This window comes from Nocardia macrotermitis, from assembly GCF_009604405.1.
Classification (GTDB): Bacteria; Actinomycetota; Actinomycetes; order Mycobacteriales; family Mycobacteriaceae; genus Nocardia; species Nocardia macrotermitis.
Genome location: NZ_WEGK01000001.1, coordinates 858,740 through 877,755, shown reverse-complemented (window position 1 = coordinate 877,755; position 19,016 = coordinate 858,740). Strand labels below are relative to the sequence as shown.

Here is a 19,016-nt window from a genome sequence, read left to right as displayed (position 1 = left end):
AGAATGTATGCGATTCAACGACTTTCGTCCCGAGAGCAGGGGCGTTTCCCGGCGAAGGGGATTGCGGCGGCCCTGGGTGGTGGCGCTGCTGTTGATGGTGCTCGCGGTCGCTACCGTGTCGCCGAGCGCGGCGGCGGACTCCCCGCGGCCACCCGCTCGGGCGGGCAAGTGGCTGATCGATGGTCAAGGTCGGGCCATCTCGGTGCACGGGGTGAATCTGGTGCGTAAGACCGCGCCCTATTACCCGGCCAATTTCGGTGAGTCGGATGCGGCGCTGCTGGCGAGCGAGGGATTCGACGCTGCCCGCATCGGATTCATCTGGGAGGCAGTGGAACCGCGGCCCGGGGTGTACGACGACGCCTACATCCGGCGGATCGTCGCGCTCAACGATCTGCTGGCCGCGCACGGTATTCGCACCCTGGTGGATTTCCATCAGGACAGTTGGAGTCGTTCGGCGGGGATCTCCCAGCTCGGCAACAGCACCGGCGATGGTGCGCCGCAGTGGGCGACCCTCGGTACCGATCCGCACAACGCCCAGGACGACTTCCAGGCATTCTGGAACGACAAACCCGCCGCCGACGGAATCGGTATCCAAACCCATTTCGTCCACGCATGGCAGCATGTGATCCGGATGCTGAATTCCGGTGCGGGACGGGCGAATATCGTCGGAGTGGACCCGTTCAACGAGCCGTATGCGGGCAGTGGGTATTCGTGCCAGGCGTTCCTGGCTTCGTGCCCGGCGTTCGAACAGGGTGCGCTGGCGCAGTTCTATCAGCGGGTGATCGCCGCGTTGCGCGCGACGGGCGACACGCATGTGATCTTCCCCGAATCCGATCCGAATGCCGATGGCAGCACAGCCCTTCCGGCACTGCGGGATTCGGCCGTGGGACACAACTTCCACATCTACTGTTTCCCGGTGCTCGGCGCTGGAATCGTCGGCGTGCCGACGCCGCCGGGATTCGACGCGGTCTGCCCGCCGCAGGAGAATCAGGCCGTCGCGGTGAGCGCCGCACGCGCAGACCGCATCGAAGCGCCGGGTTTCCTGTCCGAATTCGGTGCGAGCGATGTGAACACCGACAACGCCCGGCTCATCGATCTGGCCGATGAACATTTCTGGTCCTGGACGTACTGGGCGTATTACGTCTACCACCCGCAGGATCCGGCGAACTCCGACACCCAGGGCCTGCTGGTCGACGAGAGCAAACCGGGCTCACCGGCCAATGCCAAACAGGCCAAACTCGACGCCCTGGCCGTGCCGTGGGCGCGGGCGGTCGCGGGGACGCCGTCGAAGTACCACTTCGATCGTGCCGATTCCACGATGAGCCTTACGTATTCGACCGCTGCTCCGGCGGGAGCACATCTCGCGTCCGGGGCTCGGACGGAGATCTTCGTGCCCGCTCGGCATTATCCGGGTGGATACAACGTCCGGGTGGATGGGGGAACCGTGGTTTCCGCGCCCGGTGCGCGCATCGTGCAGATTGCCGCGAATCCTGGTGCGGTACACAATGTTTCGGTGACTATCGCACGTCGCTGATCGTTGTTCGGCGGTATCGGTGAATCTGTTCGCCGATACCGCCGCTGTGAGCGTCGAGGTCCGCGCGGTCGACCATCTGCGTGTCGGGCGAAATCTGTTTCCGCGCATGAGATTTCGAAGGTATGTCGTCAGTGATCGGTCTGCCTGTCCTGTCGGCCGATGTATCCGCAGCAACCGAAAACCCCAGTGCGCGTGATGAATCAGAGCCAGGTGAGCAGTGTGCGCACGGCATCGGCGACCGCGGCCGGATCTTCGTGGACGGGCGTGTGGCCGGTGTCCAGGAGGCGGAATTCCGCGTTGGGCAGGGCGGTAGCGAGGTCGCGGCCGTGGTCGGGGTCGCGGGCGCGGTCGTGGCGGCCGTGTATCACCATGGCGGGCTGGGTGATTCGGGGTAGGTCGGCGGTCAGGTCGAGGTCGCGCTGACTGGTCAGGACGTCCAGGACAGCCTGGCGGTCAACGGTCGCGGCCCAGCGCAGCAACTCGGCGCGCACCTCGGGTTCGGGCGGGGTGTGGAACGAACGATCCAGGACCGCCGCGCGCAGGTCCTCGCCCCAGTCGTCGCGGACACGGGCGATGATGGCCTCGACGTCACCGTGGCCGCGCATCTGCGCACCGGTATCGATCAGGATCAGTCCGCGCACGACCGACGGGTGGGTGGCCGCGAGATGCAGGGTGATCGCGCCGCCGGTGGAATGACCGCAGACCAGTACCGGTCCGCCGTGGGTGCGCTCGATGTGACGCGCGATTCTGCCGGAGATCGCCGGAATGTCCCACGGGCCCGGCTCGGTCAGCCAGGAATACCGATCCACCCGCGGCCGCCCCGCCAACTCGTGGTCCAGCAGATCGAACACCGTGGGGGAGCACAGTGTCCCGGGTACCGCCACCATGGTCACCGCATCGCTCATGGCCGCGAAGTTTACCGACCTCGGCGCACGCGACCGCGCGCCTCGGCCGTTCTCACTCGGAAAGCCTTGCCGCCCAGCCTGGTCCGATCAGGGCAGATGGAGCGGCGGGCAGGCGGGGAAGGTCACCGGCAGATCGGTGAGCGTGCGGTGCAGCGCGCCCGGACGCCAGGTCAGGGCGTGGGCCGGAACCGCCAGCCGGAGATCGGGCAGGGCGTCGAGCAGTTGATCGATCGCGGCTTCGGCGATCGGATACGCGATGTGCCGGGCCGGGCAGCTGTGCGGCCCGACACCCCAGGCCAGGTGCGAACGGTTTCCGGTGTGGTAGCCGCCGCCGATGTCCGGATCGTTGTTGCATCCGGCCAGGCTGATCACCACCGGCTGATGCGCGGGCAGCCAGACGCCGTCGATGAGAACGGGATGACGCGGATAGGTGACGCTGGCATTGGGCAGCGGCGGATCCTCGAACAGCGCCAGGTCCAGGGCGTCGCGGGTGAGCAGCGCGCCGCCGAGCAGACCGTCGCTGAAGCGCTCGTCGGTCATCATCAGGCGCAGCGCGTTGATCACCAGGCTCTGCAGCGGGCCCATGCCCACGCCGTAGATGGCGAGCACCTGGTGCAGCATCTCCAGGTCGTCGAAGCGCGCGGGGTGCTGGGCCATCCGGGTGGTGATGTCGTCGCCGGGGTGATTCTGCTTGAGCCGCACCAGTTCCTGCACCGCCTCGGCGAACAGCCGGTTGCCCTCCTCGGCGTCGGCGTCGGCGTCGAAGACCGCGGCGGTGGCCGCGGCCGCCTTCCGGCTGATCTCCGGCGGACAACCCAGCAGCTTGTTGACGATCTCGAAGCACAGCGGTGTGGCGTACTGGCTGACCAGATCGGCCGAACCGTCCGAGCAGAACGAGTTGATCAGCGCCACGGCCGTCCGCTCGACGAAACCGTGCAGCGCGTTGACGTTCACCGCGTCCAATGCGGCGGTGGTGGCGGCCCGGTAACGCGCGTGCTCGGCACCGGCGGTGCGGGGTGCGGCCGGCCGGTACTGCAACACCGGGAGCACCGGGCAGTCGGCCGGAACGTGCTGCTGCCACATCCGCGGATCGGACGGAAAATGCTCGGGGTCGTTGAGAATTCGCAATGCGGCCCGGTAACCGACGACCAGCGTCGCCGGAATACCCGGAGCCAATTCCACCGGAACCAGCGAACCGTGCCGCTGCCGCATCTCGCGGTACGCGCGGTGCGGATCGGCGCTGAATTCCTCGGAGTACAGACTCACCCGCTGGGCGTCGAACTGCATGGGCGGCGCGACCCGCGGCGCGGGATCGATCGGTGTGGACAAGAGACGTAACTCCAGGAATCGGTCGGCAATCTCACAGCGCAGGCTGTCCGGCGGGCCCGGTGCCCCCGGCGGATAGTAGCCCCAACATAGCTCCATGTCCGATCTCGAGCATCCGGAAGATCATCGGGCCGAACGTGTTTGCGCAGGTTGGCAATCGATTATCTTGGGGCCGTGCGAAACCGGTGACGTCGGGACCGGAATGCGCGGCGGCCGCGCGGACAACGCCGATCACCGCCCGGCCGCCCCCGCCCTGTCGGCGGAAGTCTCGACGTCGAATCCGGACATGTCATACCGTGGAGTCTGTCGGCAACCATGAACATGTCGTGCGGAGGTGGATAGTCATGGGCAAGCTTGACGGCAGAGTAGCGTTCATCACGGGTGCGGGGCGGGGTCAAGGACGCAGTCACGCAATACGTTTCGCCCGCGAGGGCGCGGACATCATCGCGATCGATACGACCAGGAAGGTGGACAGCGTCCCGTATCGGCTCTCCGATGCCGACGATCTGGCCGAGACGGTGCGCGCGGTCGAGGCCACCGGACGTCGGATCGTCGCCCGGGACGCGGACGTCCGCGATTTCCCGGCGCTGGACGCGGCGGTGCGCGAGGGGGTGGATGCGTTCGGCCGCTTGGACATTGTCGTGGCCAACGCGGGTATCTCCAGTCCCGCACCGACATTGGAGATGAGCGAGCAGACCTGGCAGGACATGATCGACATCAACCTGACCGGCGTCTGGAAATCGTTGAAAGCCGCTGTCCCGCACGTCATCAGCAGTGGACGCGGCGGTGCGGTGGTGATCACCAGTTCGTTGGCGGCGATGCACGCGAACGAGAACACCGCGCACTATTCGGCATCCAAGGCCGGTCTGGTCATGCTGATGAAGGTGATGGCCAAAGAGCTTGCGCCACAAGACATCCGGGTCAACACCGTACATCCGACCACCGTGGCCACCGAGATGATCCTCAACGACGCCACCTACCACCTGTTCCGGCCGGACCTGGAACATCCCGACCGCGCCGATTTCGAGGAGGCCGCGCGCACCCTGAACCGGCTGCCGGTCGCGGCGCTGGAACCCGAGGACATCACCGACACCGTGCTGCACCTGGTCTCGGACGACGCGAAATTCGTCACCGGCACAGCACAATTGATCGATGCCGGTGGTGCGCTGTGACCTGCGCCGGGCTCAGGCGGATGTCCCGGTGAGTTCGCGGTCGGCGGTGTCGTCCGCCGGGGCCCACAGTGCTCCCGGCCACCAGATTCGCCTGCCGATCAGGGCGAACAGTGCGGGGATGGCGACGGTGCGCACGATGAACGTGTCGAGCAGGATGCCGACGCCGACCACGATGCCCAGTTGGGTCAGGGTGATCAGCGGGAGGATGCCCAGCACCGCGAAGACCGCCGCCAGCACGATTCCGGCGCTGGTGATCACACCGCCGGTGGCGGCGACCGCGCGCACGATTCCGTCGGTCACCCCGTGCCCCGGGGTCTCCTCGCGGGCGCGGGTGACCAGGAAGATCTGTAGTCCACGCCCAGCGCCACCAGGAACAGGAACAGGAACGCGAACAGCGGCACATTGGTGTCCAGTGCCGGGAAGCCGAAAACGTATGTGCTGAGCAGACTTCCGATACCGAGCGCGGCCAGGGCGCTGATCACGGTGACCGCCACGAGCAGCAGTGCGGCCGGGATCGCGCGCAGCAGCACCAGCAGGACCAGCAGCACGACCGCGAGGATGAGCGGCATGATCAGATACTGATCGCGGTGGGCGGCGTCGCGGGTGTCCAGGGCGACCGCGTCCGAGCCGCCGACCAGCGCCCGAGCATCCGGGATCGCGGCGAGTTCGGTGCGCAGCCGGGTCACGGTGGCGAAGGCCGGATCCGAGGAGGGGGCCGCGTCCAGCACCACCGACCAGCGGGTCAGGCCGTTCGCCGAGACTCCGGCCGGTGTCGCACGCACCACACCTGCCGTGGAATTCAGCACTTGCCGCACTCGCGCCGCGGATCCGGTGGCGGCCAGCACGATCGTGGGATCGCTTGCGCCGGAGGAGAAGTGCTCGCTCACTGCGTGCAGGCCGTCGACCGATTCGGCGTGCACGCGGAACTGCTCGGACTGCGCGAGGCCGACATGGGTGAACGGCAGCGCGGCGGCGCAGGCGGCCGCGACGATCAGGAAGCCGCACACCACGATTCGGGGCCGTCGCACCACCGTGTCGGCCACGGTGTGCCAGGCGCCGGAGGTCGCGGTGTCGTGGCCGTCGACGCGAGGGGTGAAGGGCCAGAACACCTTTCGACCACACAGCGCCAATGCCGGGGGTAGTGCGATCAGGACGAACAGCATGGCGATCAGCAGCCCCAGCGCCCCGAACGCGCCCAGGCCGCGAGTGTTGGGCAGCAGGCCCAGCAGCAGCGTCAGCAGGGCCAGTACGACGGTCACATTGCTGGCCAGTACCGCGGGCCCGGCCCGGCGCACCGCGATCCGCAGTGCCGCACGGTGATCCGCGGTGCGATACAGCTCGTCGCGGTAGCGGGACACCAGCAGCAGCGCGTAGTTCGTGCCCGCGCCGAAGACCAGCACGCTGGTGATGCCCGAGGTCGAGCCGTCGAACGTCAGGCCGGTCAGCTGGGCCAGGGCGTTTCCGGCCGCGGCCGCGACCCGATCGGCGACCGCGACGACCGCCAGCGGGATCAGCCACAGCACCGGCGAGCGGTAGGTGCCGATCAGCAGCACCATCACCACCAGGGCGGTGACCGCGAGCAGCAGTGCGTTCGCGCCGGAGAAGGAATCGGCGATATCCGCGCCGAACGCCGGGCCGCCGGTGATCCACAGGCGTAGATCGGCCGGTGCGCCCTCGCGTACCGCCGTGCGCAACTGGCCGATCCGGTCGGTCAGCGCGAATCCGTTCAGGCTCGCCGGAATCGATACCTGACCGACTGCGGCCCGCTGATCCGGTGACACCGTCAGGCCCGGTCCGGCGGTGCCCGCGTGCATGCGGGACAGGGCCGCATCGGCGTGTGCTCGGTCGTCGGCGGTCAGTGCGGCGTCGTCGGCGCGGGTGACGATCAGCACCGCCGCGGTGGAGTCGCCGCCCGGGAATTCCCGCAGCAACCGCCGCACCTGTGCGGATTCGGCGTTGTCCGGCAACGAGTTCGGCGCCGAACTGCTCGAACCGCCGCCCGCCGGCCCGAGCGCCACACCCGCGACGAGTACCGCGCCCAGTAGGGCGAGCCAGCCGCGACGGCCGGAGACGAGCTGCGCGTACCGATCCCATACTGTCACGCCGAAACTATTTCAGAAACTGAAACAACACGCAAAGTCGGCCCCCGCGGCCCATTACGCTGGTTGCGCACGCCGACGAGAGATGGGAGACCGAGGTGGCCGAGGACGCGACCGATGCGACACGCGCGGAGCTCGAGGCGGGCATCGCGCGGGACATCCGGGCGCTCACCGCGGTGTCGGACCAGATCTCCCACCTGTTCGCCCACTCGAACAATCTGCGCCCCAACGACTTCCGAGCACTCATGCACATCGCCACCGCCGACGCGGAGGGCACGCCGCTCACTGCGGGCGGACTCGGCGCACTACTGGGCCTCTCACCGGCCGCGATCACCTACCTCATCGAGCGGCTGATCGAATCCGGCAATATCGAACGCGAACCCGACCACCTCGACAAACGTCGCGTCCTGCTGCGCTACAGCGCCCACGGCATGACGGTAGCCGCCGGATTCTTCACCCCCATCAGCCACCGCACCCGAATCGCCCTGGCCGACGTGCCCGATGCGGATCTGCGAACCACCCGCCGAGTGCTGGCCGCGGTCGTCGGTGCGCTGCGTGACCACAGCGCTGCGACGGGCCGGGAGTGACAAGGAACTACTCGTCGGGTGCGGGCGACGCGCGATGGGCTCGACTCGCCGGAGCGGATCGCCCGGTATGGCGGATCGTGATAGACAGGATGCGGCACGCACGTCCCGGCGCAGTGCTGGCCGGTGGGTGCTGCCACCTCCCCGGGACTCGGAAGCTCTTGGGGTGGAACGTCATTCGAGAGGAGCGCAGGATGAGGACGGGTAACGCGGTCGGTCGGACGATGGTTGCGGCGGGTGCCCTGGTGGCGGCCGTCTCGACCGGGATCGTCCCGGCGGCGATCAGCTCGGCCGGGCTACCGGCGTGTGCCGCAAGCCAATTCGATCTGCGCATCCAGAAGCCGAAGGTGGACGATCCGCAGCGTCCGCACCAATTCGACGTGGTGCTGTCCAACAGGGGCGGCGCGTGCACCACCAAGGGTTTCCCGGGCGTGGATCTGACCGGCCCCAACGACCCGACCCACGGTGCGACGTATTCCCTTCCCCGGCAATCGGTTTCCGCGCAGCCGCTGACCATCCAGCCCAAGCATGCGGTCACCGCCATCCTCACCTACCAGCCCGGTAACTGGGTCCCCACCACTCTCGTGGTCACACCCCCGGACACCACCACCCAGTTGCGCGTGCCGTGGCCCGCGGGCGTCGGCGTCACCCGGCAGGACGGCGCGACCCACCCCGGCACCTACATCGGACCGCTGTTCCCGCTGTGACCCGGACCCGGTGACTCCATCGGGTTCGGATCGGCTCGATCACAACCGTTGCCTGCCGGTTGCTCGGCTTCGATCATGGAGGCCGAGCGCACCGGTGGCCGACGCCGCGTGCGGGCATCGCGTCGATCGGGACGCGATGCGGGCGGGCGCGGATTCGACGGTTGGGATATGGGCAAGTGACACGTGAACTGCATCTGGCGGGCTTTCTGATCGCGTCGAATGTGACCCATTCGCACGCGGCGTGGCGGCATCCCGGTTCCACGACAGACTATTTCGGACCGGACTACTACCGTCGCGTGGCGCAGACGCTCGAGCGCGGGAAGTTCGACTTCCTGTTCTTCGCGGACCTGCTCGCCACGCCGGTGCGTTTCGGCGACGACATCCGCGTCCCGATCGAGCGTGGCACGCAGGCCGCCGCCACCATCGATCCGTCGCTGGTGGCCGCGAGCCTGGCGAATGTCACCGAGAATCTCGGGCTGGCAATCACCAAGTCCACCACCTACTTTCACCCCTATGAGGTCGCCCGGATCTTCGGGACGCTGGATCATCTGACCCGCGGCCGGATCGGCTGGAACGTGGTGACCTCCCTGAATCAGGCCGAGGCACACAACTTCGGCGTCCAGGAACATCTCGGACACGACGAACGGTATGCGCGGGCGCAGGAATTCCTCGAGGTCGCCTTCAAACTCTGGGGCAGCTGGGAACGCGATGCGCTGGTGCAGGACAAGGCATCCGGGCGATTCGCCGACCCGGACAAGGTGCACACCGTCGACCACGCGGGCGAATGGTTCGCCACGCGCGGCCCGCTGACGGTGCCGCATTCGCCGCAGCGTCGGCCGGTCGTCATCCAGGCCGGATCCTCGCCCACCGGAAGGGATTTCGCGGCCCGCTGGGCCGAGGCGATCTTCGAGATCGACCCGACTCCCGAAGGGCGCAGAGCCTATTACGACGACATCAAGTCCCGGGCCTCGAACGCCGGTCGCAATCCCGACGACGTCAAGATCTTCCCGGCGTTCGTGCCGTTCATCGGGGAGACCGAGGCGATCGCGAAGGAGAAACAGGCGTATCACAACGAGTTGGCCGATCCGATCTCCGGACTCATCACGTTGTCGGTGCACACCGACCACGATTTCTCGCAGTACGACCTGGACGCGCCCGTCGAGGAGGTCACCGTGCCGGGTACGCAGGGGCTGTTCGAGGTGGCGCATCGGTTGAGCGTCAAGAACGATCTGACCCTGCGCGATGTCGGGAAGCTCTACGCCCAGGGGGTGCTGCTGCCGCAGTTCGTGGGGACTCCGGAGCAGATCGCCGACCGGATCGAGGAGAGTTTCCACGGCGGTGAGGCCGACGGGTTCATCGTCTCCGCGGCGCAGGCTCCCGGAACTTTCGACGAGTTCGTGGATCAGGTGGTGCCCGAACTCCAGCGTCGTGGCCTGTTCCGGACCGAGTACACCGGGAATACCCTGCGTGACCACCTCGGTCTCGGTGAGGCGTCGCTGACTCCGGCACCTCGCACGGCGACTGTCGCCTGACGGGTCGGTCGAGCCCGGTGCATCCGGCTCGGTCGCCGAGCCGGATCTTGTCCGCCGATGAAGGGGCACGTCCACGTCGATTCAGCTGTGCTGCTGAGCGGTCAGGAATGCGGTGGTCTCCGGGTCGGCGGGCAGGAAGGTTTCCAGGGCCAGTTCGGAGACGGTGATATCGGTGGGGGTGTTGAAGGTGGCGATGAGGGAGATGAATGCCAGTGTGCGACCGTCGATTTCGAGCAGCAGCGGTAGGGCGGGAGCGGCGGTGATCGGGGCGAGCTCCGCACCGCAGTGCCGTGGTGGGGGATAGGCTTCGACCTCGTCGTAGAGCGCGCGCAGCGGCGTCGAACGGGTCAGTGCCAGTTGACGTTGCATCTGGTGCAGCAGATGCGCGCGCCACTGGGAGTAGTTGCGGATACGCGGCGCCATACCGCGCGGATGCAGGGTCAGGCGCATGGCGTTGGGCGACTCCAGGAGTTCGGGGTCGACACCCGAAAGCATCAGCCGCACACCGCGATTGGCCGCCACGACATCGTATCCGCCGTCCAGGATCAACGCCGGAAACGGTTCGTGCGCGCCGACCAGACGCTCCAGATCGGTACGTAGTTCACGCAATCGCGGGTCCTGCAGCGAGGTCTCCGGGAAGTCCGGCGCGTATCCGGCGGCGATCAGCAGCGTATTGCGTTCGCGCACCGGAACATCCAGCTGATCGGCCAGTCGCAGCACCATCTCCCGGCTGGGCCGCGACCGCCCGGTCTCGATGAAACTGATGTGCCGTGCCGAGGAGTCGGCCGCGAGCGCGAGCTCCAACTGGCTCAACCGTCTCCGATTGCGCCACTCACGCAACAGCGGACCGACTCTCGGCGGGGCAGCGGTCATCAGGTGACCGTACCGTGCGGCAGGGCTCACCCGATCAGGCCGGGACACGATCGAGGAAGCCCAGCACGCTGCTGATCCGCCCGTCGGTGTCCAGCACGACCACATCCGACCCCGCCACCGGCGCGCTACCGTCGGGCGCGATCAGCTCCCAACCGAATCGCGCGACGTCGTGGTGCCCGTCCACGACCCCGAGCGGCCGGAACACGAACCCCGGAAACTGTTCGTGCACACCGGCAATGGCCGCGACCAACTGCTCGTGCCCGCGGACCTCGGTCAACGGATCGGTGTAGGCCCCGTCCTCGATCCACGCCTTCGCCACCGCGTCGGCCAGTTCCGCCCCCGTGGCGTTCCACGCCGCGAAATAACGCTGGGCCGCATCGTCGTAGCTGCTCATCTCGAATTCTCCTTCTGCGAGGCTGTGAACCGAACGAACACAACCCTGCCCGAGCAGACGAGGCAGCGCGATTACGCCGCAGGTAATGCCGCAACCCGAAGACATCGCCCGAACCGGCGATCCACTACGCCGGCACACACTCCAGCAGATCCGGGTCGTAATACCGCGCCCGCGCCCGCTCACACGAATCCCGGTCCGGATACGGCCCCGGATCGAAATCCCGGTTCGGCGAAGCGGATCCGGACCCGATCGCCCCCGCGATCCCCCCGACCACCCCCGGCACGATCGGCGCCAACTGCGAAACCCCGGCCACCCCCTCCGCACCCGAAACCCCCTCTGCCGCAACGGACCAGACCACCACCCCGGCCAGCACCACCCCGACCGCGACCGGCAACTTCGAACGTCGGTATCCCATGACAAGTCCTCTCGGTGAAGCGGCGAACCACACGTTTCGGTAGAACACGTGCGATGCTCCCGCACCACCCCGGGACCGGTCCCGCACCGCTGTTACGGAATCCCCCAACGGATTACCGGCACGCGGCCACTACAGCGGCTATGAATCAGCTACTTCCGAAGAACGGAAACCACCCCGGCCACCACCAGTGATGATGCCACCCGTGATCCCATCCACCATGCCCCCAACCGCCATGGCCCCACATATCCGGCCACATGTCGATCACTCCAGACCAATCGTCTTCGCGCGCCCAATCGAGCAGCGTGCCCCGACACCTCAATAGTAGTCGCGACCTGCGGATCTGCCGAGAATTCACAGCATCTTCCCACCGATGGCGCGACCACGGTCGAGCTGGCTGGTGGAGTGTGTACGTCCAGTAGTGCGGAGAAATGCGGTACCGGTGGTGCGAATGTGCTGGACAGCGCGATTGTAGGTGGTTCGAATCGGGCAGATCAATCTGTGCGGTGTGCGTTCGCATGGTCGAATTATGTTTTGGTACAATAGATTTAGTATATGCGATGCTGGGTTGTGCTACGCGAGGCGGGCTATGCTGCGGTATACGACTTGGCGGGGAAGTCGATGGACAGTATGGGTGGCGGGAACCGGTCTATCGACGGGTCGACTTGGAGGACCTGGCCGCCATCGCTGCGCTCGAGGTCGAGATCTTTCCGGACAAGCCGCATCTGCACGTCATGTTGCGGCAGCTGTTCGAACTACACGGCGAGCACTGGCTGGTGGTCGAACTTGATGGCATGCTGATCGGGTATGCGCTGGCGCTGGTCAGAGACGCCCGGTCGCTGCTGTTCACCTACGGAGTGCTCGGGCCGTTTCGGAACCATGGTTTCGGTCGCGCGTTACTGGACCACTCCATGCGATGCTGCTTCGAGGCCGGTGCGCAAGAGATGGTGTTGACCGTGCGGCCGGACAATCAGCCCGCGTTCAACATATTCAAGTCGGCGAACTTCCAGTCCGTCGCCTACGACGACCATTACTTCGGCCAGGGCGAACCCCGTCGAGTCATGAAACGCCGACTCGGGCACGGGTAGACTCTGCGCATGGGGGAGGACTCGATATTCATCACCTCGGTATCGGATCGGATCTACCGGCGCACAGCGGATTACGCGCGCCGGATGACCACGCACGAGATAAGCGAGTCCGAACTGCTGGACTGGCTCAAGCGATACGCCGCGACGGTGCGGAAGATCCTGTCCGAGAACATCGTTCAGTTACCGTCCAGCCAATCGGGCAATCTGCTGTTCGAGGACATGTACGCGACCGCATCGCGATCGACGCCGGACGAATCGGCCGCGGTGACGCTGGGCAAGCGGCTCGCCGCACTGGTGGCGGCGGAGGCCGAGTTCGGCGGACCGCTGCGCCTGAGTGAACTACAGACCGTGCACCTGGTGGAGGTCTACGAGGAACTGGGTGCGCTGTTCGTCGGCCTCCCGCTACTCGCGGTGCTCGCCTATCAGCGGGCGAACATGACGCACCGGATCACCGAGGACATCGATGGTCAGGACCGTACCGGTCTCGCACTGGCCAGGGCGCGTACCCGCGCGGCACGCGGCTGGGCGCGCGTGATCGGCGTGTTCTCGGATGCCTTGTGCGGGTACGGATATCGGCCGTTCCGGTTGCTCGGATGGGTGATCGTGCAACTGGTGGTGTTCGTCGGCGTCGGCTTGTTGGTGGTGGACGGCAAGGTCGGCGAGACGGTCTACATGTCGATGACGAGCTTCCTGAATCCGGCGGGTCTGGGCGATGTCGTACCCCAGGGCGGCGGCGCCGAAGTGCTGTTCGGGGTGGAGCCGTGGTTCGGCACGATCTCGATGTCGGTGTTCTTCGCACTGCTGGTTCGCAAATGGTTCCGGATGTAGTCGACCGGTCTGGTTCGTCCGTGTTCACATGGTGTGCGGGTGGGATGGTTCCCCATGCGCAGTCCATCCGAAAGCGATAGTTCGTAGGCCCGCCGTGCCTCCTGTGACATGCGGTTGGTGTGGGAGCATGGAGGGATTGCACGCCGGGTAGAGTGCTGCTTCGGCCCGGTGGGCCGGGTCCCACAGTGTAGTGGCCGCAGTCGAGTGTGTGGTCGGTGTGGGGCGGGAGTTCTGCGCTGGAATCGGACGGTTTATGCCCCGGAGTAGGGAGCTGATGAACACCACGCACGTGCTGACGGCCGTGTATCGCAAGCCCAGGCTCGATGATCTCGACCGGATCATGGCCATCGAGGGGGAGGTCTTCCCCGAGACTCCGCTGTACTACATCATGCGTCAGCTGTTCGATGTGCACAGAACCGACTGGCTGGTAGCCGAATTGGACGGCATCGTGATCGGCTATGCGTTGATCATGGCGTACGAGAAGCGCGCACTACTGTCGACCTTCGCCGTGATCGAACAGCAGCAGGGGAGAGGCTACGGCCGTGAGTTGCTCACTCGCGCAATGCAACACTGCCGGGACAAGGGGCTCGACATCATGTGGCTGACCGTGCGACCGGCCAACAAACATGCCATGAGGATGTTCATGAAAGCCGGGTTCACCGTGGTGAACGAGGACGACAACTACTTCGGCCCGGGAGTTGCGCGAAAAGTCATGGAGTGCAAGCTGCTGAGGTGAGTGCATAGACTCGCGTTCATGGCCGATGATCCTCCGTGGCTCACATCGATCTCGATCTGGATCGAAAGGCAGGCAAGAGATTACGCGTCGAAGGCGAACCGGCCCGATGCCGATGAGCAGGAACTGCTGGAAACCTTCGAAGGGTACGTCGACGACCTGCTCGGTGAGTTCGATCCGCCCCGTGCACGCCGCCGCGCCGGGGTTCCGGTGTTCGCGGGCCTGTACCGCATCGCCGAGAAACCACCGGCCGATGAACAGGGCTGGCGAGTACCGAGCGTTGTGCTCGCGGCTCTGATCGCCGCCGAGCTGGAGTTTCGCGGCCCGCTTCGGCTGACCGCTCGGCAGAATTTGCTGTTGGCAACCGAGTATGAGCGACGAGGTGCCCAACTGCGCGAGTTCAGGCTTCCCAGGCACGCGGCTCTGGCTTATCAGCGCGCGGTGGCGCTGTACCGGATCGCCGAGGACGTCGACGCCGCCGATCGCTGCGGTCTGCAGTTGGCTCGAGCACGAACCAGCGCACTTCCGTCCGGAGCACTACGGCTTGTCCGAGATCTCTCAGATGCCTTGTGCGGGTATGGATATCGGCCCTTCCTGTTGCTTTTCTGGGTAATCGTGCAACTGGCCGTGTTCACAGCGATCGGAATCGGAATTGTCGGGACCCATGCGTACGCCGACACCTTGTACATGTCGGTGACGAGCTTCCTGAACCCGGCGGGCCTCGGCGACGTTCAAACGCTGGGCAGGGATACCGAGGCGCTGTTCGCGATCGAAACGTGGTTCGGCTCGGTCTCGATGTCGGTTTTCTTCGCGCTGCTGGTACGCAAGTGGTTTCGGATGTGACCGTAGGTGGGGTGAAAGTCAGGCCGGATGTGAAGTGTCCCCAGTAGGTCGATTGGATGCGGTTACTCTGGGCATGTATCAATCTGTCTGCGTATCACTCTGTTTGCACGGACTGTGCGCGATGAGCGGTGAAGGGGCTGCAGTCGATGAGGATCCGGCCACGGCGACAGATCCTGAATGTGTGGAGTTCGCTGCTGGCATCGTGTTACCGGGACGGCGTGTGGATCTGGGGTGGCCGGGCAGGCTCGAATTCCATCAGCGATGCCGAGCAACTCCTGTGCATCCTGTACCCGGCTACCCAGATCGAGAGCTTCGCGCTACATGACCCCGACCAGGTGGCTGACGACGTTCGAGAGGCGTTGAGCCCGTTGGGACGTCGCATCGGGATGCGGGTGTTGGATGTGTTGGACGACTATCTGCAACGGTACGAGCGCGATGGTCGGCCGATCTTCTCCGCAGACTCCTATTTGCGGTGCTTCCCTGGAGCGGAGCCGACAGAGTCGCAGCGGGCACTCGATGTTGTCGACTCGTATTCGAGGTCGCTTACATTGTGCCTGGCCGGATTACAGTTCCTCGGCTCTCTGCGCGGGGTTGGCGCTAGGCAGGCCGAGTGGCTGGAGGGGACCATCGAGCCGGTGCAGGAGCGCCTCAACCGGCGATTGACTGCGGCCATGGTCGGACTCGTGCGGAGCTTCGTGGTTCGGTCCGTGGACCCGGCTACCCCAGATGGTCAGGTGATGCTCAGTATGCTCAACCAGACGGAATCCGCGCCCGAGGCGGTAGTCGCAGCAGGCGCCCGCAAACTCGAGCGAGTGCGCAGTCGCTTGCGCCGAGACGTCACGCTGACCAAGACGCCGGACAGCGACCTCGAAGATAAGGGGCTGCTGTTCGAATGCGGTTGGAGCTGGGGGGTAGTGCGTGATGCACAGGAAATCGACTTCGTCGACATTCCGCTGTCCTCGTCGAAAGGACACGCTGCCGGACGCCCTTATCTGTACTTCACGATCGCGGCGCTCGACGGCATCAACGACCTCACTCAGCCGCGTACCAGGGAACTCGATCTGCTCGATGTGGAACAACGTCGACTGGCCGACGCACTGCAATTGCGCTGGGATCTCGCGCAGCGTTACTGGTCGACGATGGCTCGATTCGGGAGTGGTCGGTGGCCGCTCGAAGACATTCCCTGGCGCACGGCCGATGGCGAGGAGTCGGACTACTTCAGTCTCTGTGTATCCGCACTATTGATCCAGGACCTGGTGGCCCGGGTTGTGAGCGATGACGACCTGACCAGGGCCACACCGATTTTCGACCAGCTGGCTCGCCGAGGCCGAGTCACCAGTCGATTGACTGCGCACGACTCGGCGCGGAGCTTGCATGTCCCGGGCGTTGCACTGCCGTTGGAGGGCAGTGAAATTGTCGACGACGGTCCGAGACTGTACTGGTTCGTTTCCGACTACGCGCCGATGTTGTTGAAGAGAACCCTGCAGGCAGCGCAATTGTCCGGAACGCTCACCACGCGCGATCGGTTGCTTGAACTCGCACAGAAGACGATGGATCATCTGGAACGGCGAGCCTTTCAGGAAGGACCCGCTAAAGGTCTGTGGGACGACGCGGATCGATATTTCGCTGCAGAGTCCACGAATAATGATTCGGCAGCATACCCATTCGAAGAGAGCGACGCGCCGTCCTGGTACTTCACCGAGCGGATCATCGAATGTCTGGTCGTGGCAGAAAGAGCGTATCGTGATCCGCCGCTGCGGTCACCTACTTCGGCTTCCCGCTCGCTCGACTTACTCAACGAGGCGGACCACCTGCTGAATCAGCGATTTCTCGAGTTAAGTGAGAAAGATCATACTCCAAATAGGAGGGCTTTGGAAAATATAGAGAAGAAATTGCTGCGTGCCAGGGCGTTCGTCGAGGAGCGTCCCGGCACCGCGCACAGCCTGTGCGCCGATGCACTACGTGAGCTGGACGAGCTCGATTTTGCCACTCGCGACGCGATGCGGGGAGAATGATTTGGGTTACAGCGGTCCGATACTTGTTGTCTCCACGTCCGACAAGGGTGGTGCCGGTCGTTCCGTGACGAGCTGCAATATTGCCTACCGGCTCAGTGTTCAGGGGTACAACGTCGCCTATCTGGATTTCGACTTCGGTTCCCCGACCGCTGGTGCTCTGTTCGAGATCGATCGAATGGATCGAGGCTCCACGGATGGTAACGGTTTGCATAAATTTCTGACCGGAAATAAATCTTTACCGGCACAGTGTGATATTCGGTCGGAGACCCGGCGTCCTGACCTCCGTGCGCCGCGTCACCCATACCGGCTCACGCTGTATCCGGGCGACCGCGGCGGCGGTGAATTCGGTACAACCGCCGATGTGGTGAAGCGTTGCGCCGAACTGCTGACGATTTGCAGGCAAGAATTCGACGTCACGTTCCTGGACCTGAGTGCTGGCAGGTCGGCGGCATTGGAGATCGTGCTCAGTGCCATGGCGACTCGGACGTTGCGGGATGCGGTGGTGCGGTGGCTCGTATTTCATCGCTGGACTCGGCAACATATTCTCGCGGCGAACGGACTGGTACACGGACCGAACGGCTTGCTCGACAACGGCGCGAAACTCGGTCACGACCCGGGACAGCTTCTCGATTCGATGCGTTATGTTCGTACCGCAGTTCCTTCCACCAGTGAGGTGCTGCAGGGGACCGGCGGCAGTGGCCCGCAGTGGGCGTGGCTCCGAAAGCAGAACGAAGCGTTGGATCAGCTCGCTCAGGCGAATCAGATGGGCCTGAGTGTGACTCTGGGGACGACTCCGGTCGAGCCCGTTCTGCAGTGGCGTGAACAGGTGATCCTGGACATCGACGTCGATGCGAAAATCGCCAATCAGGAGACCGTAGCAGCTTTCACGTTTTTGGCAGACGAACTCGTCAACGAGGAGACCTGGTCGAAGGAAGGCTTCTGATCATGGATTTCGGTGCCGTGTACAGCGAGACGGCCGAGCAGGTCAAGATCGCCAACATCGAGTTGTCACACCTTTCGATCGAAGCTGGGCACTTCTATATGAAGGACCTGGCCGGTGGCCTGGATTTGGTCCGGAACCAATTCCGGCGTGTGAAGAATTTGGTTGATCTCTACTCCGAAGCTGCCCGAGCTGAGTTCGGCGCCTCTGCGCGGGTGAGTACCTGCTTCTTGGTCGATGACTATTTCGGAGCGAAAACAGATCCGGTCGATGTGTTGACGAAAATTCTTGGCACGGCAGAGGAATTCGGCTTGGAGATCGATTATATTGCACGTGAGTCTGCTTGTTGGGAGTCGCCGCAATACGTGGATGGGCAGCCGACCGGGCATTCGCTTCCGCTTGCGGAGATAATTGGGTCGTCGATTGTGTCCGAGCCGGTGCCCGCGACCACGGGCGGGCGACCGCCGGACATCGAATCCGGCTGGCTGTGCAATGGTCGGCGATCCTCGGAATACGATTCGAAGCAAGCCATGCAATTGACGAAGTATCGTCCGCCGGAAGAGCTCGGTCGTCGCGAGCATTCGATCTTCCTGGATGTCGAACTGTGGGCCGAGAGTGTCGGAGGCGATGGGGAGAGACACATTCGTTGGTCGTGTCCTTATCTGGCATCGATATGGCAACTTCTGCGTCTGGGCATGGTTCGTTACGATGGTCGCCCGGTGGTGCAGCCCCAGCCGGTTGGTGACAAGTGGCCCGAAAGGTGGTGGGAGATGCCGGCGGTGATTCAGCTGAATCCGAGAGCTGCGCCGTTCGCCGCCTATCAGGCGTTGTCGATCCTTCCACAGAGCTACCTGAAGATTGAACACGCGGTTCGAACGATTCTCGACCACGTGCACCTTGACGAGGAGCTCGTGCGGCAGACGCTCGCACGTGGTGCGCGCGAAGGGGTCGAGATCCCCCGTGAGGTCACCAAGCGTCTACAGCATGTCTTCCTCAGTGAAGTCTCGGCCGCACCGGGCAATGGAGTGTGA

General features: G+C 64.9%; 17 protein-coding genes and 1 pseudogene. 12 read left to right on the top strand and 6 right to left on the bottom strand.

Annotated features, from left to right (window positions below):
- Positions 1-7 precede the first annotated feature (7 nt).
- A complete protein-coding gene (locus NRB20_RS03770; protein ID WP_153407685.1) occupies positions 8-1,534 on the top strand; it encodes a cellulase family glycosylhydrolase in 1,527 nt (508 codons plus the stop codon).
- Between the two features lie 200 nt (positions 1,535-1,734).
- Here NRB20_RS03770 and NRB20_RS03765 read toward each other — a convergent pair whose 3' ends face one another.
- Both NRB20_RS03765 and NRB20_RS03760 read right to left on the bottom strand, forming a co-directional pair.
- The gene (locus NRB20_RS03765; protein ID WP_227833123.1) at positions 1,735-2,439 is read right to left on the bottom strand and encodes an alpha/beta fold hydrolase; all 705 of its coding nucleotides are present in this window, start codon (positions 2,437-2,439) and stop codon (positions 1,735-1,737) included.
- 87 nt (positions 2,440-2,526) lie between these two features.
- Positions 2,527-3,768: a cytochrome P450 gene (locus tag NRB20_RS03760; protein WP_227833122.1), complete on the bottom strand. Its 1,242-nt coding sequence runs from the start codon at positions 3,766-3,768 to the stop codon at positions 2,527-2,529.
- Positions 3,769-4,109: 341 nt separating this feature from the next.
- On the opposite strand from NRB20_RS03760, the gene NRB20_RS03755 reads away from it, so the two are divergent.
- Complete coding sequence (locus tag NRB20_RS03755; protein WP_153407684.1) at positions 4,110-4,937, top strand: mycofactocin-coupled SDR family oxidoreductase; 828 nt, start codon at positions 4,110-4,112, stop codon at positions 4,935-4,937.
- A 12-nt stretch (positions 4,938-4,949) separates the two neighbouring features.
- Here NRB20_RS03755 and NRB20_RS03750 read toward each other — a convergent pair.
- Positions 4,950-6,877: pseudogene (locus NRB20_RS03750) on the bottom strand (MMPL family transporter).
- 257 nt (positions 6,878-7,134) lie between these two features.
- On the opposite strand from NRB20_RS03750, the gene NRB20_RS03745 reads away from it, so the two are divergent.
- From NRB20_RS03745 to NRB20_RS03735, 3 genes are all read left to right on the top strand, one after another.
- Positions 7,135-7,623, top strand: a complete 489-nt coding sequence (locus NRB20_RS03745; RefSeq protein ID WP_319944412.1) for a MarR family winged helix-turn-helix transcriptional regulator — start codon at positions 7,135-7,137, stop codon at positions 7,621-7,623.
- A gap of 221 nt (positions 7,624-7,844) precedes the next feature.
- Complete coding sequence (locus NRB20_RS03740; RefSeq protein ID WP_406603780.1) at positions 7,845-8,327, top strand: DUF4232 domain-containing protein; 483 nt, start codon at positions 7,845-7,847, stop codon at positions 8,325-8,327.
- 176 nt (positions 8,328-8,503) lie between these two features.
- Complete coding sequence (locus NRB20_RS03735) at positions 8,504-9,859, top strand: LLM class flavin-dependent oxidoreductase (RefSeq protein ID WP_319944411.1); 1,356 nt, start codon at positions 8,504-8,506, stop codon at positions 9,857-9,859.
- 81 nt (positions 9,860-9,940) lie between these two features.
- On the opposite strand, the gene NRB20_RS03730 is transcribed toward NRB20_RS03735, so the two are convergent.
- From NRB20_RS03730 to NRB20_RS03720, 3 genes are all read right to left on the bottom strand, one after another.
- The gene (locus tag NRB20_RS03730; RefSeq protein ID WP_153407680.1) at positions 9,941-10,732 is read right to left on the bottom strand and encodes a helix-turn-helix domain-containing protein; all 792 of its coding nucleotides are present in this window, start codon (positions 10,730-10,732) and stop codon (positions 9,941-9,943) included.
- Between the two features lie 34 nt (positions 10,733-10,766).
- Positions 10,767-11,126: a nuclear transport factor 2 family protein gene (locus NRB20_RS03725; RefSeq protein WP_153407679.1), complete on the bottom strand. Its 360-nt coding sequence runs from the start codon at positions 11,124-11,126 to the stop codon at positions 10,767-10,769.
- A gap of 124 nt (positions 11,127-11,250) precedes the next feature.
- A complete protein-coding gene (locus NRB20_RS03720) occupies positions 11,251-11,541 on the bottom strand; it encodes a hypothetical protein (protein ID WP_153407678.1) in 291 nt (96 codons plus the stop codon).
- A 662-nt stretch (positions 11,542-12,203) separates the two neighbouring features.
- Between NRB20_RS03720 and NRB20_RS37470 the strand changes: the two genes are divergently transcribed.
- From NRB20_RS37470 to NRB20_RS03685, 7 genes are all read left to right on the top strand, one after another.
- Complete coding sequence (locus NRB20_RS37470; protein WP_194289707.1) at positions 12,204-12,626, top strand: GNAT family N-acetyltransferase; 423 nt, start codon at positions 12,204-12,206, stop codon at positions 12,624-12,626.
- Between the two features lie 9 nt (positions 12,627-12,635).
- Positions 12,636-13,454 carry a hypothetical protein gene (locus tag NRB20_RS03710; RefSeq protein WP_153407676.1) on the top strand — a complete coding sequence of 273 codons (819 nt, stop codon included), beginning with the start codon at positions 12,636-12,638 and terminating at the stop codon, positions 13,452-13,454.
- Positions 13,455-13,728: 274 nt separating this feature from the next.
- Positions 13,729-14,190 carry a GNAT family N-acetyltransferase gene (locus NRB20_RS03705; RefSeq protein WP_194289706.1) on the top strand — a complete coding sequence of 154 codons (462 nt, stop codon included), beginning with the start codon at positions 13,729-13,731 and terminating at the stop codon, positions 14,188-14,190.
- A gap of 18 nt (positions 14,191-14,208) precedes the next feature.
- Positions 14,209-15,030: a hypothetical protein gene (locus tag NRB20_RS03700; protein ID WP_153407674.1), complete on the top strand. Its 822-nt coding sequence runs from the start codon at positions 14,209-14,211 to the stop codon at positions 15,028-15,030.
- A gap of 128 nt (positions 15,031-15,158) precedes the next feature.
- On the top strand, positions 15,159-17,045 hold the full coding sequence (locus NRB20_RS03695; protein ID WP_319944410.1) for an SCO2524 family protein: 1,887 nt from the start codon (positions 15,159-15,161) through the stop codon (positions 17,043-17,045).
- Complete coding sequence (locus tag NRB20_RS03690) at positions 16,984-17,988, top strand: SCO2523 family variant P-loop protein (protein ID WP_153407673.1); 1,005 nt, start codon at positions 16,984-16,986, stop codon at positions 17,986-17,988. Before NRB20_RS03695 ends, NRB20_RS03690 begins: the two co-directional genes overlap by 62 nt.
- Positions 17,989-17,990: 2 nt before the next feature.
- Positions 17,991-19,016, top strand: coding sequence for an SCO2522 family protein (locus NRB20_RS03685; RefSeq protein ID WP_153407672.1), 1,026 nt, complete (start codon positions 17,991-17,993; stop codon positions 19,014-19,016).

Excerpts from the sequence above, each read along its gene's own strand:
- NRB20_RS03740 (WP_406603780.1), top strand. The coding sequence starts at position 7,845 with ATGGTTGCGGCGGGTGCCCTGGTGGCGGCCGTCTCGACCGGGATCGTC.
- NRB20_RS03690 (WP_153407673.1), top strand. The coding sequence starts at position 16,984 with ATGCACTACGTGAGCTGGACGAGCTCGATTTTGCCACTCGCGACGCGA.
- NRB20_RS03730 (WP_153407680.1), bottom strand. The coding sequence starts at position 10,732 with ATGACCGCTGCCCCGCCGAGAGTCGGTCCGCTGTTGCGTGAGTGGCGC.
- NRB20_RS03770 (WP_153407685.1), top strand. The coding sequence starts at position 8 with ATGCGATTCAACGACTTTCGTCCCGAGAGCAGGGGCGTTTCCCGGCGA.
- NRB20_RS03710 (WP_153407676.1), top strand. The coding sequence starts at position 12,636 with ATGGGGGAGGACTCGATATTCATCACCTCGGTATCGGATCGGATCTAC.
- NRB20_RS03720 (WP_153407678.1), bottom strand. The coding sequence starts at position 11,541 with ATGGGATACCGACGTTCGAAGTTGCCGGTCGCGGTCGGGGTGGTGCTG.
- NRB20_RS03700 (WP_153407674.1), top strand. The coding sequence starts at position 14,209 with ATGGCCGATGATCCTCCGTGGCTCACATCGATCTCGATCTGGATCGAA.
- NRB20_RS03755 (WP_153407684.1), top strand. The coding sequence starts at position 4,110 with ATGGGCAAGCTTGACGGCAGAGTAGCGTTCATCACGGGTGCGGGGCGG.
- NRB20_RS03765 (WP_227833123.1), bottom strand. The coding sequence starts at position 2,439 with ATGAGCGATGCGGTGACCATGGTGGCGGTACCCGGGACACTGTGCTCC.
- NRB20_RS03725 (WP_153407679.1), bottom strand. The coding sequence starts at position 11,126 with ATGAGCAGCTACGACGATGCGGCCCAGCGTTATTTCGCGGCGTGGAAC.
- NRB20_RS03705 (WP_194289706.1), top strand. The coding sequence starts at position 13,729 with ATGAACACCACGCACGTGCTGACGGCCGTGTATCGCAAGCCCAGGCTC.
- NRB20_RS03685 (WP_153407672.1), top strand. The coding sequence starts at position 17,991 with ATGGATTTCGGTGCCGTGTACAGCGAGACGGCCGAGCAGGTCAAGATC.